The organism is Streptococcus mitis, assembly GCF_019929545.1.
GTDB classification, from domain to species: domain Bacteria; phylum Bacillota; class Bacilli; order Lactobacillales; family Streptococcaceae; genus Streptococcus; species Streptococcus mitis_BU.
Genome location: NZ_JAHZPT010000016.1, coordinates 22,836 through 37,582 on the forward strand (window position 1 = coordinate 22,836; position 14,747 = coordinate 37,582).

At 38.8% G+C, this 14,747-nt stretch carries 10 protein-coding genes; 8 read left to right on the top strand and 2 right to left on the bottom strand.

What is annotated here, in order from left to right; translation table 11 throughout:
- The first annotated feature begins 38 nt into the window (after positions 1-38).
- From K1I71_RS05935 to K1I71_RS05965, 7 genes are all read left to right on the top strand, one after another.
- Positions 39-314 (top strand): HU family DNA-binding protein, encoded by a 276-nt coding sequence (locus K1I71_RS05935; protein WP_001284640.1) that lies wholly within the window; start codon positions 39-41, stop codon positions 312-314.
- Between the two features lie 212 nt (positions 315-526).
- Entirely contained in the window at positions 527-1,234 is a 708-nt protein-coding gene (gene ccdA2, locus K1I71_RS05940) for a thiol-disulfide oxidoreductase-associated membrane protein CcdA2 (protein ID WP_223330458.1), read from the top strand.
- A 10-nt stretch (positions 1,235-1,244) separates the two neighbouring features.
- Positions 1,245-1,811 carry a thiol-disulfide oxidoreductase-associated lipoprotein SdbB gene (gene sdbB, locus K1I71_RS05945; protein WP_223330459.1) on the top strand — a complete coding sequence of 189 codons (567 nt, stop codon included), beginning with the start codon at positions 1,245-1,247 and terminating at the stop codon, positions 1,809-1,811.
- A 122-nt stretch (positions 1,812-1,933) separates the two neighbouring features.
- Positions 1,934-3,325, top strand: a complete 1,392-nt coding sequence (locus K1I71_RS05950) for an APC family permease (RefSeq protein WP_223330460.1) — start codon at positions 1,934-1,936, stop codon at positions 3,323-3,325.
- Between the two features lie 295 nt (positions 3,326-3,620).
- Positions 3,621-4,538 carry a zinc-binding lipoprotein AdcAII gene (adcAII, locus tag K1I71_RS05955; protein ID WP_223330461.1) on the top strand — a complete coding sequence of 306 codons (918 nt, stop codon included), beginning with the start codon at positions 3,621-3,623 and terminating at the stop codon, positions 4,536-4,538.
- 7 nt (positions 4,539-4,545) lie between these two features.
- On the top strand, positions 4,546-7,674 hold the full coding sequence (locus K1I71_RS05960) for a pneumococcal-type histidine triad protein (protein ID WP_223330462.1): 3,129 nt from the start codon (positions 4,546-4,548) through the stop codon (positions 7,672-7,674).
- 210 nt (positions 7,675-7,884) lie between these two features.
- A complete protein-coding gene (locus K1I71_RS05965; RefSeq protein WP_223330463.1) occupies positions 7,885-11,652 on the top strand; it encodes a pneumococcal-type histidine triad protein in 3,768 nt (1,255 codons plus the stop codon).
- A gap of 35 nt (positions 11,653-11,687) precedes the next feature.
- Here K1I71_RS05965 and pepT read toward each other — a convergent pair whose 3' ends face one another.
- Positions 11,688-12,911: a peptidase T gene (gene pepT / locus K1I71_RS05970; protein ID WP_223330464.1), complete on the bottom strand. Its 1,224-nt coding sequence runs from the start codon at positions 12,909-12,911 to the stop codon at positions 11,688-11,690.
- Positions 12,912-13,064: 153 nt separating this feature from the next.
- On the opposite strand from pepT, the gene hemH reads away from it, so the two are divergent.
- Positions 13,065-14,159 carry a ferrochelatase gene (gene hemH, locus K1I71_RS05975; RefSeq protein WP_223330465.1) on the top strand — a complete coding sequence of 365 codons (1,095 nt, stop codon included), beginning with the start codon at positions 13,065-13,067 and terminating at the stop codon, positions 14,157-14,159.
- Positions 14,160-14,200: 41 nt separating this feature from the next.
- Here hemH and mscL read toward each other — a convergent pair whose 3' ends face one another.
- Positions 14,201-14,578, bottom strand: a complete 378-nt coding sequence (gene mscL / locus K1I71_RS05980; protein WP_004262437.1) for a large conductance mechanosensitive channel protein MscL — start codon at positions 14,576-14,578, stop codon at positions 14,201-14,203.
- Positions 14,579-14,747 lie beyond the last annotated feature (169 nt).

Consider the following 14,747-nt stretch of genomic DNA (forward strand, 5'->3'; position numbering starts at 1 on the left):
ATTTGTTAATTAGAAATTAAATTGGAGGAATCATTAACATGGCAAACAAACAAGATTTGATCGCTAAAGTAGCAGAAGCTACAGAATTGACTAAGAAAGACTCAGCAGCAGCAGTTGAAGCTGTATTCGCAGCAGTAACTGAGTACCTTGCAGCTGGTGAAAAAGTTCAATTGATCGGTTTTGGTAACTTTGAAGTTCGTGAGCGTGCTGCACGTAAAGGTCGCAACCCACAAACTGGTAAAGAAATCAAAATTGCAGCTTCTAAAGTTCCAGCATTCAAAGCTGGTAAAGCTCTTAAAGACGCTGTTAAATAATCAACCTTCCAAATGCCTACTGTATCAAGCTTTCTAGCTTGGGCAGTAGGCTTTTTTGTGTATAGGGGGCAAAAAAGGGGCTAGAATCTGAATGAACTAGTACCGGAAAATCTTTCAAATACAGACTAATTCAATTTGCGTAGCAGAAATCATACAAATGAAATTGATTATAGTAAAATAGGATTAGAATTATTAAGAAAGTTGGTTTTTTATTGGAAACGATAGTATTTTCAATCTCCGTTTTTTTAGCAGGGATCTTGTCCTTCTTTTCTCCCTGCATCTTTCCTCTTTTGCCAGTTTATGCTGGGATTTTATTGGATGATCAGGAAAGTGCAAAAAGCTTTTCTTTGTTTGGGAGAAAGGTTGCCTGGTCAGGTCTGATTCGAACTCTTTGCTTTATCGCAGGTATCTCTCTCATTTTCTTTATTTTAGGCTTTGGTGCTGGTTACTTTGGTAATATTCTCTATGCCAATTGGTTTCGCTATACCATGGGAACAATTATTATCATTTTAGGCCTTCACCAGATGGAAATTTTTCATTTTAAGAAATTAGAGGTTCAAAAAAGCTTTACTTTTAAGAAATCAGAAGCCAATCGTTATTGGTCAGCCTTTTTACTCGGTATTACTTTTAGCTTTGGTTGGACGCCTTGTATTGGTCCTGTTTTGAGTTCTGTTTTAGCGCTTGCGGCTTCTGGAGGCAATGGTGCTTGGCAAGGAGCTATCTATACTCTTATTTACACTCTGGGAATGGCCATTCCTTTCTTGGTTTTGGCTCTAGCTTCAGGCGTAGTTATGCCATATTTTAGTAAAATTAAACGTCATATGATGCTACTGAAGAAAATTGGTGGTTTCCTTATTATTTTAATGGGAATTTTGTTACTATTAGGACAAGTAAATGTTCTAGCTGGAATTTTTGAATAAAGGAGAAAAAATGAAAAAAGTAATGTTTGCTGGCTTAAGCCTCTTGTCGTTAGTCGTATTAATGGCCTGTGGTGAGGAAGAGACTAAAAAGACTCAAGCACCACAACAAGCCCCAAAACAGCAGCAACAAACGCCTGTACAACAAATTGCTGTTGGGAAAGAGGCTCCAGACTTCACCTTGCAATCTATGGATGGTAAAGAAGTTAAGTTATCTGATTATAAGGGGAAAAAAGTCTACTTGAAGTTTTGGGCTTCATGGTGTGGTCCATGTAAGAAAAGTATGCCTGAGTTGATGGAATTAGCGGCGAAACCAGATCGTGATTTTGAAATTCTTAGTGTCATTGCACCAGGAATTCAAGGTGAAAAAACTGTCGAGCAATTCCCACAATGGTTCCAAGATCAAGGTTATAAGGATATCCCAGTTCTTTATGACACAAAAGCAACTACATTCCAAGCTTATCAAATTCGAAGCATTCCTACAGAATACCTGATTGACAGTCAAGGAAAGATTGGGAAGATTCAATTTGGTGTTATCAGCAATGCGGATGCAGAAGCAGCCTTTAAAGAAATGAACTAGAATAGATAAAAATCTGATTACAAGAGAGTAGTCAGATTTTTTTAGGAAAACATTTTATAAATATTCACAAATATCCTATATTTATGGTAAAATAGAATCATCATTTTATTTTGGAGTCAAAGATGAATATATTTAGAACAAAGAATGTTAGTTTGGATAAAACAGAGATGCACAGGCATTTGAAGTTATGGGATTTGATTTTGCTGGGTATCGGAGCCATGGTAGGGACAGGCGTCTTTACAATTACTGGTACTGCAGCTGCAACACTTGCTGGTCCAGCCCTAGTGATTTCAATTGTCATTTCTGCCTTATGTGTGGGATTATCAGCTCTCTTTTTTGCAGAATTTGCTTCACGAGTACCTGCTACAGGTGGTGCCTACAGTTATCTCTATGCTATTTTAGGAGAATTCCCAGCCTGGTTGGCAGGTTGGTTAACCATGATGGAGTTCATGACAGCCATATCAGGTGTGGCTTCGGGGTGGGCAGCTTATTTTAAAGGGTTGCTCTCTCAATACGGGATAGCCCTTCCTCAGGCTTTAAATGGTACCTTTAATCCTCAAGCAGGGACATTTGTTGATTTATTTCCTATTCTTGTCTTGGTTCTAGTTACTTCGCTTGTTTTACTAAATGCCAAGGCAGCCTTACGCTTTAATTCTATTCTAGTGATTTTGAAATTTTCCGCTTTAGCTCTCTTTGTTTTAGTAGGAATTTGGCATATTAAACTTGATAATTGGAGCAATTTTGCTCCTTATGGTTTTGGACAAATCTATGGTGCCAGTACTGGTATTATGGCTGGTGCGTCCTTGATGTTCTTTGGTTTTTTGGGCTTTGAATCCATCTCTATGGCTGTAGATGAAGTCAAGACTCCTCAAAAAAATATTCCTAGAGGGATTGTCTTATCGCTTTCTATCGTAACCATTCTTTATGCCTTGGTGACTCTTGTTTTGACTGGTGTGGTTCACTATAGTCATCTAAATGTCGACGATGCCGTTGCCTTTGCCCTTCGTAGCGTTGGGATTAGTTGGGCAGCTAATTATGTGTCATTAGTGGCTATCTTGACCTTGATTACGGTTTGTATCTCGATGACCTATGCCCTCTCGCGTATGATTTACAGTTTAGCGCGTGACGGCTTGATGCCTGCTACCTTTAAAGAACTGACCAAAACAAGCAAGGTACCCAAAAATGCTACTATCTTGACAGGTCTAGCTTCAGCAGTAGCAGCAGGAATGTTCCCTCTTGCTAGTATCGCAGCCTTCTTAAATATTTGTACCTTGGCCTACTTGATCATGCTGGCTTATGGTCTGATTCGCTTACGGAAAGAAAAAGGAATGCCCAAAGCAGGAGAATTTAAAACACCACTGGTACCCTTATTACCAATTTTATCAATCATCATTTGTCTATCCTTTATGTTGCAGTATAATATGGAAACTTGGATTGCTTTCCTAGTTGCATTGTTAGTAGGAAGTATCATTTACTTTACTTATGGCTGTAAGCATTCTACCATAGAAGAATAATACTCTTAGAAAATCTCTTCAAACCACGTCAGCTTCGCCTTGCCGTATATATGTGACTGACTTCGTCAGTCTTATCTACAACCTCAAAACAGTGTTTTGAGCAACCTACGGCTAGCTTCCTAATTTGCTCTTTGATTTTCATTGAGTATATAAAGTGAGAATCTGTTGAGTTATTGAAACTCAGCAGATTTTTATATGTGAAAGAAATTTCAATTTTTTTCTAAAAATAGCTTGACAGATTAAATTTTTAGGAGTAGAATGTTTACCAGTTAATTAAATAGTTAAGGAGTTATCTATGAAGAAAAAAAGTTTATTTTTAGTATTGTTAAGTATCTTTCTTTTGTGTATAGGTGCTTGTGGGCAGAAGGAAAGTCAGACAGGGAAAGGGATGAAAATTGTAACTAGTTTTTATCCTATCTATGCTATGGTTAAGGAAGTATCTGGTGACTTGAATGATGTTCGAATGATTCAGTCAAGTAGCGGAATTCACTCCTTTGAACCTTCTGCAAATGATATTGCAGCCATCTATGATGCAGATGTCTTTGTTTACCATTCGCATACGCTCGAATCTTGGGCAGGAAGTCTGGATCCCAATCTAAAAAAATCCAAAGTTAAGGTTTTAGAGGCTTCTGAAGGAATGACCTTAGACCGCGTCCCAGGGCTAGAAGATGTGGAAGCAGGTGATGGAGTTGATGAAAAAACGCTTTATGATCCTCACACATGGTTAGATCCTGAAAAAGCTGGCGAAGAAGCTCAGATTATCGCTGATAAACTTTCAGAAGTTGATAGTGAACACAAAGAAACTTATCAAAAAAATGCGCAAGCCTTTATCAAAAAAGCTCAAGAATTAACTCAGAAATTCCAGCCTAAATTTGAAAAAGCGAGTCAGAAGACATTTGTAACACAACATACAGCCTTTTCTTATCTTGCTAAACGATTTGGACTTAATCAGCTTGGTATTGCAGGTATCTCTCCTGAACAAGAACCAAGTCCAAGACAACTAACAGAAATTCAGGAATTTGTTAAGACCTATAAGGTTAAGACGATTTTTACAGAAAGTAATGCTTCTTCAAAAGTAGCTGAAACTCTTGTCAAATCAACGGGTGTGGGTCTTAAAACTCTGAATCCTTTAGAGGCAGATCCACAAAATGACAAGACCTATTTAGAAAATCTTGAAGAAAATATGAGTGTATTAGCTGAAGAATTAAAGTGAGGCAAAAATGAAAATCAATAAAAAATATGTAGCGAGTTCAGTGGCAGTTCTTGCACTAAGTGTTTGTTCCTATGAACTTGGTCGTTACCAAGCTGGTCAAGTTAAGAAAGATTCTAATCGAGTAGCTTATATAGATGGTGATCAGGCTGGTCAAAAAGCAGAGAACTTGACACCAGATGAAGTCAGTAAGAGAGAGGGAATCAACGCCGAACAAATTGTTATCAAGATTACGGATCAAGGTTATGTGACCTCTCATGGAGATCATTATCATTACTATAATGGCAAGGTTCCTTTTGACGCTATCATCAGTGAAGAACTGCTGATGAAAGATCCGAATTATCAGTTGAAGGATTCAGACATTGTCAATGAAATCAAGGGTGGCTATGTGATTAAGGTAGACGGGAAATACTATGTTTACCTCAAGGATGCCGCCCATGCGGACAATATTCGGACAAAAGAAGAGATTAAACGTCAGAAGCAGGAACATAGTAGTAATCATGGAGACAGTTCTAACGATCAGGCAGTTGTTGCAGCCAGAGCCCAAGGACGCTACACAACGGATGATGGGTATATCTTTAATGCATCTGATATCATTGAGGACACGGGTGATGCCTATATCGTTCCTCATGGCAATCACTTCCACTATATTCCGAAGAGTGATTTGTCTGCCAGTGAATTAGCTGCTGCCCAAGCCTTCTTATCTGGAAAAGGTGGCCAATTAAGTACGGTTGAATATCGTTCAAGCAGAGCTGAAACAAGATCTAGTGTGAGAATGAGTCAATCTGAGGCTCCTCAAGATTCTGCTACAGCTCTGGAGAGCCCAAGTGAGAATTTAGCTAGTCTCCTTCAAGAATTGTACGCTTTGCCACTTAGCCAACGTCATGTGGAGTCTGATGGATTAGTATTTGACCCAGCACAGATTACAAAACGTACAGCAAATGGTGTGGCGGTTCCTCACGGGGATCACTTCCATTTCATTCCTTATTCACAAATGTCTGCTTTGGAAGAAAAATTGGCTCGAAATCTGCCAATTGGAGGTCAGCCAATTCAAAGTCATACTGATAATCCGAAACAAAGCAGTTCTGAGAAACCAAGTTCAACACCAAGTTCAACCATTAAACCAAACTTTAATCTCAATACGCAGGCACCGAATCGAGGAACTGGAGGTGCCTATACAACGGATGATGGATATGTCTTTAGTCCGACAGATGTGATTGAAGATACAGGTGACGCTTTTGTTGTACCGCACGGCAATCATTTTCACTATATACCTAAGAGTGATTTGTCAGCAGGAGAATTGGCTGCAGCCCAAGCTTATTGGAATGGTAAACAGGGTTCTCATTCTTCTACAAGCTCAAGTAAACCAAGTAGTGATAATGCTAAACCAGCCCAACCAAGTTTGACAGAGACTCCAAACCTGACTGTCACCCCAACATATCATCAAAATCAAGGGGAAGATATCTCAACACTTTTAAGTGAATTGTATGCCAAACCTTTGTCAGAACGCCATGTGGAATCGGATGGACTAGTCTTTGATCCGGCACAAATCATCAAACGTACAGCTAATGGTGTTGCAGTGCCTCACGGAGACCATTATCACTTTATCCCTTATTCACAAATGTCACCTTTGGAAGAAAAATTGGCTCGTATGATAGCTGTCAAGGGACAAAATGGCAGTGTTTTGCCAAGCGTTACTCCACTGAAGCCAGCGCCTACTACCAAAGCTCAAGCGCCAGCGGAAAATAAACCGACTGAACTTGATGTCAACCAGGTTGTTAGAAAAGTTGGCGACGGTTATATTTTCGAGGATAAGGGAGTCAGTCGTTATGTTCTAGCTAAAGACTTGGCTAAGGATAAGATTGATACTATTGAAAATCTCTTGTCTAAGAAAACTCAAGAAACACATGCGCTAGTTGCGAAGAAAGAAAATGTCGCTCCTCGTGACCAAGAATTTTATGATAAAGCATATAATTTATTGGCCGAGGCTCATAAAGCCTTGTCTGAAAATAAGGGTCGTACTTCTGATTTCCAAGCCTTAGACAAATTAGCAGAACGCTTGAATGATGAATCTTCTAATAAAGGAAAATTGGTAGATGATTTATTGTCATTCTTAGCACCAATTACCCATCCAGAACGTCTCGGAAAACCAAATGCTCAAATTGCTTATACAGATGTTGAAATTAAATTAGCGAAATTAGCAGGTAAGTATACAACAGAAGATGGGTATATCTTTGACATTCGTGATATTACCAGTGATGAGGGAGATGCTTATGTAACTCCGCATATGACCCATAGTCATTGGATTAAGAAAGAGAGCTTGTCTGAAGCTGAAAGAGTAGCAGCCCAGGCTTATGCTAAAGAGAAAGGTTTGACACCTCCTTCAACAGAGAATCAGGGTTCAGGAAATACTGAGGTTAAAGGAGTAGAAGCAATTTATAATAAAGTGAAAGCAGCTAAGAAGGTCCCACTTGATCATATTCCTTACAATCTACAACATACTGTTGAAGTAAAAAATGGTAGCTTAATTATACCTCATTACGACCATTACCATAACATTAAATTTGGTTGGTTTGATGAAGGACTCTATGAAGCACCTAAGGGTTATAGCCTGGAGGATCTCTTTGCGACTGTAAAATATTACGTTGAACATCCTGAAGAACGTCCTCACTCAGATAATGGTTGGGGAAATGCCAGCGACCATGTTCGTAAAAATAAGGCAGACCAAGACAGTAAATCTGATGAAGATAAGGAAGATCGTCATGAATCAGACGAGTCAACTCGTCCTGAATTCAATGAAAAAGAAAATCATACAGGTTCAACCCCTTCAGTAGATAATCTTTATAAACCGAGCACTGATGAAGACGAGACAGAAGAAGTATCTAAAGATACAACAGACGAAGCTGAAGTACCTCAAGTAGAAACCGAAAAAGTAGAAGCCAAACTCAAAGAAGTAGAAGCTCTACTTGCTAAAGTAACGGATGCTAGTTTGAAAGACAATGTGACAGAGAGCCTATCTGGTTTACGAAATAATCTGAGTCTTCAAACCATGGATAATAATGGCATCATGGCAGAAGCAGAGAAACTACTTGCTTTGTTAAAAGGTAGTGAGTCAGTTACGACGAAACCAGAAGCATAAGTTTATCCTATTAAATCAATATGATGTAAGAGTCAGTAGCAATACTGGCTTTTATTTTTTTAAAATGACATAAAAATCTTGACAGATAAACTTAAAAAAGGTAAACTATTTACTGGTTAATTAATTGGTTAAATAACCAGTTTAGAAAAACTGTTTAACCGAGAAAAAGAAGTTAAGAAAAGCTTCATCATTTATTGAAATGAGGGATTTATGAAATTCAGTAAAAAGTATATTGCAGCCGGATCAGCTGTTATCGTATCCTTGAGTCTTTGCGCCTATGCACTGAACCAGCATCGCTCGCAGGAAAATAAGGACAATAATCGTGTCTCTTATGTGGATGGCAGTCAGTCAAGTCAGAAAACTGAAAACTTGACACCAGATCAGGTCAGTCAAAAAGAAGGAATTCAGGCTGAGCAAATTGTCATCAAAATTACAGATCAGGGCTATGTGACTTCACATGGTGACCACTATCATTACTATAATGGGAAAGTTCCTTATGATGCGATTTTCAGTGAAGAACTTCTGATGAAGGATGCTAATTATCAACTTAAAGACGCTGATATTGTTAATGAGGTCAAGGGTGGTTATATCATTAAGGTTGATGGAAAATATTATGTCTATCTGAAAGATGTAGCTCATGCTGATAATGTTCGAACTAAGGATGAAATCAATCGTCAAAAACAAGAACACGTCAAAGATAATGAGAAGGTCAGCTCTGATGTTGCTGTAGCAAGGTCTCAGGGACGCTATACGACAGATGATGGTTATGTCTTTAATCCAGCTGATATTATTGAAGATACTGGTGATGCTTATATAGTTCCTCACGGAGGTCACTACCACTATATTCCAAAAAGTGATTTGTCTGCTAGTGAATTAGCAGCAGCAAAAGCTCATTTAGCTGGCAAAAATACGCAACCAAGTCAGCTAAGCTATTCTTCAGCAGTTAGTGACAATAACACGCAATCTGTGGCACAAGGCTCAACTAGCAAGCCAGAAAGCAAAGTTGAAAATCTCCAAAGTTTATTGAAAGAACTCTACGATTCACCTAGCGACAAACGTTACAGTGAATCAGATGGTCTGGTCTTTGACCCTGCTAAGATTATCAGTCGGACACCAAATGGAGTTGCGATTCCGCATGGTGACCATTATCACTTTATTCCTTACAGCAAGCTATCTCCTTTAGAAGAAAAGATTGCTAGAATGGTGCCTATCGGTGGAACTGGTTCGACAGTTTCTACAAATGAAAAACCTCATGAAGTAGCGTCTAGTCTAGGAAATATTCCAAGTAATCCATCTATATTGAATAATGCTTCTTCAACGTTAAATAAGGAAATTTCTTCAACATCTGATGGTTATATCTTTAATCCAAAAGATATCGTTGAAGAAACAGCCACAGCTTATATTGTAAGACATGGTGATCATTTCCATTACATTCCTAAGTCGAATCAAATTGGTCAACCGACTCTTCCAAATAATGGTCTAACAACACCTTCGCCATCTCTTCCAATCAATCCAGGAACTTCACATGAGGAACATGAAGAAGATGGGCACGGCTTTGATGCCAATCGTATTATTGCTGAAGATGACTCAGGATTTATCATGAGTCACGGCGACCATAATCATTACTTCTTCAAGAAGGATTTGACTGCTGATCAAATCAAGGCCGCACAAGACCACTTGAAAGGGGCAAATACAGCAACACCAAATCCAGCTCATGATGACGATCACGATGAAGATCATCATGGACACCATCATGATGATGACCATGATCACGGCTTTGATGCTAATCGTATTATTGCGGAGGATGAGCAAGGATTTATCATGAGTCACGGTGACCACAATCATTACTTCTTCAAGAAGGCTTTGACTGCTGATCAAATCAAGGCCGCACAAGACCACTTGAAAGGGGCAAATACAGCAACACCAAATCCAGCTCATGATGACGATCACGATGAAGATCATCATGGACACCATCATGATGAAGACCATGATCACGGTTTTGATGCTAATCGTGTCATCAGTGAGGATGAGCAAGGTTTTGTCATGAGTCACGGAGACCATAATCATTACTTCTTCAAGAAGAATTTGACAGCTGATCAAGTCAAGGCAGCTCAGGATCATTTGAAAACACATCATGATGCAGAGCCTGTAAAACCTCTTGCTAAAACGGTAGAGTCTTTCTCAAGAGATGCTAGCGATGAAGAAAAGATTGCTTATATTTCGAAGACATACGGCGTTCCACTTGAAGCGATTAGAATTTCAAACGGATTCTTTGTTTTTGGAAATCCAGACCAAGCCTACGATCCAACTCATATCCACCCATATGCTGTTCGTAAGGAACATGTTCGTTTGCCACTCCAAACTGGCAATCCAGAACTTGATTTCCTAAACGAACTCTATACGACTGCTTTGAGAGATGGCGTGTCTCCGTATAGCTTACAGGTAGAAAATGGTAGTTTTGTGATTCCTCATGGCGACCACAATCACTACATCAAGGTTCAAACGAAGGGCTATGAGGTTGCTTTGAAAAACAAGATTCCAGCCCTACAATCCAATTATCAACCTGGAGCTTTTGATGAGAAGGCAGTCTTGGAAAAAGTAGATCAACTTCTAGCTGATAGCAGAAGTATCTACAAAGACAAGCCTATTGAACAAAGACAGATTGAGTTAGCCTTAGGTCAGTTTACTGAAAACATGAAGAAACTGGCAACTAACTCTACAGCAGGTTATCTTGCAACCCTTGATCTCTTTGATAAGCAATATATCCATATTGATGAAAGTATTAAACCTGTTGAAACAAGTGCTTTAGATAAGAAATATCAGGCCTTGATTGATAAAATCAATACTCTGGATACGGACACTTATGGACTTCCTAAGAAAGACCTTCTCGTTCGACTCCAAGAAGCTAAGTTGGCTAAAGATGAGGCTGGTTTAGCATCGGTTGAATCACAACTGCAAGCTCTTCAAGACTTTAATGACCGGACAGGTGTTACAACTGTAGAATATATCAAGTATTTCTACGAACACGTAAATGACGGTCGTTTGAGTGATGAACTTCGAATCAAAGTAGCTCAGTTGACTTGGACCTTGTATCAATCTCAATCCTTCCTTAAGGCAGCAGAATTGAACAAATTATTCCCAAGCATCTATCAAGCAAAACAAGAAGTGGAAGAAGCTTTGAAAGCTCAACCAACTACTGCTAAATCGACTCAGACTGTTCTAGATACTGAAAAAGTAGATAATCAAACTGCCAAGACAGCTATTTATGGCTTCTTGAAAGAATTGTACGGAGACTTTATGCCTGAAGAGCATGTCAATCATGTTAGCAAGGAACAAGTAGAAAATCTCTTGAGCAAGGCAACTCAACTCTTAGAGCAAATCCAAGAAGAAGGAATCAGACAATCCTTAGCAGAAGAAGTAGAAAATCTCAAAGCTGCCACAAACAAGGCTGATGCAGATTTGGATGAAGTAAATAGTCAGGTGAAAGATATCTTGACTCGTATCGCTAGCGCCCTTCAACAAGAAAAGGAAAATGCTGAGCAAGACCCTCAGACACTAGTACTCTATCAAAAACTTTACGATATTCTCATGTCGCTTCACGCTTACTTAGAAAACAATAAGGGTTCTGATGCCGACTTTGATAAGGTGGATGCATTACTAGATCAACTTTCTGCTAAGAGTAAGGATAAAGCTGCTTTACTTGAATTGACAAAAGCTATTCTAGTCTTGAATCAAGAAATCAAGTCAAAATCAAGTGCGAGTGAAGAAGCAACTCCAGCAACAAATGCCGAAGCAAATGGTGATAAGACCAGTGCTGAGAACCAACCAAACGTAGCTGCAGAATCAAATAGTGAAACTGCAAGTGACGAAAACAAACCAAGCAACACAACAGATTCTAAACCTGCTGAATCATCTTCAGAAAAGGAAACAACAGAATCTACAACAAGTACTGGAAATCAAGAAAAACCAGCAGAATAAAAAGAAAGGCGAAGTAGCTGAGCTACCTCGTCTTTTTAGTCTTTATAAGCTACGATACCAATGATGGTATCAACTGCACGTTCCATAGTCTGAAGGCTAACGTATTCAAAACGTCCGTGCATATTTTCGCCACCAGCAAAGATATTAGGGGTTGGGATTCCCATAAAGGAAATCTTAGAGCCGTCTGTCCCGCCGCGAATTGGTTCAATAATAGGCGTGATACCTAAATCTTCCATAACGGCCTTAGCAATGGTAATTGGAGTCATATCTTTTTCAATAACTTCTTTCATATTGTAGTACTGGTCTGTCAAGTTTAGTGTGACACGGTCGCTACCAAGTTCTTGATTCATTTTATCAGCGATAGACTGCATGGCTGCTTTACGCGCTTCAAAGGTATCTTTTTCAAAATCACGAATGATGTAGCTAGCACGCGCTTCCTCGACACTACCTGTCACATCCATAAGATGATAGAAACCTTGGTAACCATCCGTTAACTCAGGTCGGTCATTCTCTGGAAGTTGATTATGAAAATCAATTGCTAGCTGAAGAGCATTAACCATCTGACCTTTGGCAGTACCAGGGTGGACATTGCGTCCTTGGAAATGCAATTCAGCCCCAGCTGCTGAGAAGGTCTCGTACTGAAGCTCACCTAATGGACCACCATCAACTGTGTAGGCAAAGTCAACATCAAAATCTTCTGCATCAAATTTATTAGCACCAACACCGATTTCCTCATCTGGACCAAAACCAACACGAATCTCACAGTGTTTGATTTCAGGATGAGTAGTCAGATATTCAATAGCTGTCATAATTTCAGCAATACCTGACTTGTCATCAGCTCCTAGTAAGGTTGTTCCATCTGTTGTGATGAGTGTTTGTCCTGGATATTTCTCAAGACTCTTAAAGTCAGCTGGATCGAGTTTGAAACCAGAATTTCCAAGTTCAATCAAACCACCATCGTAGTTTTCAATCACCTGAGGATTAACTCCTTCGGCATTAAAATCAGCAGTATCCATGTGAGAGATGAAGCCAATTTTTCGTGTTAAAGACGGATCGTTGGCTGGCAAAGTTCCAATAGCAAAACCATTTGGTAGATAATAAACATTTTGTAATCCAACACGTTTCATTTCAGGAATTAGGACATTTGTCGCAAAGTCAACCTGACTCTGTGTACTTGGAGTAGTAGTAGAGTGTTCATCAGAGCGCGTGTTGACCTTAACATAGGTTAAGAAACGGTCCAAGAGATTGGGATAAGTCATAAAAAACTCCTTTTGAATTCATTTTTTCCATTGTATCATAGAAAGAAGAGAAAAACAAAAGACAGAAGTTAGGGAAATTCGCTATGTTGGCGTTTACTTATCAGTGGATTCATGATAAAATAAATTTGATAAAAATATCACAAGGAAGCAGTTATGAAAAAAGCAATTTTAATGATGACCTTTGGTTCGCCAGAAGAGATTACCTTTGAAGGTGTAGCTGATTTTTTCACAAATATTCGTCGCGGAGTGAGACCTCAAGACCACGAGATTCAAACACTCTATGATAATTATGTACTTATTGGAGGCACACCTCTGCAAAAAATTACCCGAGAAGAGGTTGCTTTGGTAGAAGCTAGGCTGGGGAATGAGTATAGTGTTTATTTTGCTAATAAGTTTTCTAGACCCTTTATTCCAGATGTGATAAGTCAGATGGAAGCAGACGGAATCGAGCAGTGTATTTGCTTGATTTTGGAGCCTCATTATTCTTTTTACTCTGTCATGGGATACGAGAAATTTTTAGAAAGCAAGCAAATTCAATTTTTAGTTATTAAGGATTGGTATCAAGAAGAAGCGCTCTTAAACTATTGGGCAGATGAAATTGCTAAAATTTTAAAAGAAGAAGTAAAGCAGGATAGCTTTAAAGTCATCTTTTCAGCTCACAGTGTCCCCATTTTTGCCTTGGATTTTGGTGATCCTTATATCGATCAAATTTTTGAAAATAGCAAGCTAGTCGCTGAAAAACTAGGTTTGAGTTCTGAGCAATATACTAACACTTGGCAAAGTGAAAGTGATATTGGGATTCCATGGATTAAGCCAGATGTCTTGGAGTATCTTAGAGAGCAGAAAGAACATCCAGACCATTATATTTTTGTTCCTATCAGCTTCATCAGCGAGCATATTGAAGTCTTGTTTGACAACGATGTGGAATGTTATGACTTGTGTCAGGAATTTGGGGTGAACTATCATCGTCCACCAATGCCAAATACAGATTCTCGTTTGATTGATGCCTTGGTCAATACAGTCAGAGCCAATGAACATCAAGAATTTAAGGAATTTCTCCCAGAAGAAGAAACCTTTGATGAGTTAGTTCCTTCAGATGAGACTAAAAATATTTTGGCTGAATCTGAAGATTTACAAATGCCAGAATTTGTGAAAAAACTGATTGAGAAAAAAGGTCGGGAAAATGTTAAGATGCCATATCTTATCAAGAAAATGCTTGAGAAAGCAGGCAAGTTACCGAAAGAGTAAAGAAAAAAGGATTTAGCTTTGCGCTAGATCCTTTTAATCGATTATTTTTTCTCAAGAAGGGCTTTGATTTCTTGAAGTACTTCCAACTCAGTTGGACCAGCTGGAGCTTCCTCAGCAGCTTCTTTCTTAGTAAGACTTTGAGCTTTTTCAATACCTTTGATTACAAAGAAGAGAACAGTACCGATAACTAGGAAGTTGATAACCGCACTCAAGAATTTACCATATGTAACACCATTCCAAGCAAGCTCAGCGATGTTTTGTACTTTCGCAGCTTCCAAGGCTGGATTCAAAATAAGTGGAGTGATGATATCGTTAACAAGTGAAGTAACGATTGCACCAAAAGCAGAGGCAATGATCACACCGACAGCAAGGTCAACAACATTACCACGAAGCAAAAATGCTTTAAGATCTTTTAACATTTTCATAATTTCCTTTCAAAAAATTTTTACTCTTAATTATATATTAATTAAGAAGTTTACACAAGCAATGTGCTTAAATTTTTTCTTATTTTTTAAGGGCACCTCTAAAAACTCCACTCTTATCACAAAAGAAAAAATCAACTGTATGTGTCTCATTTAGTTGGCACAT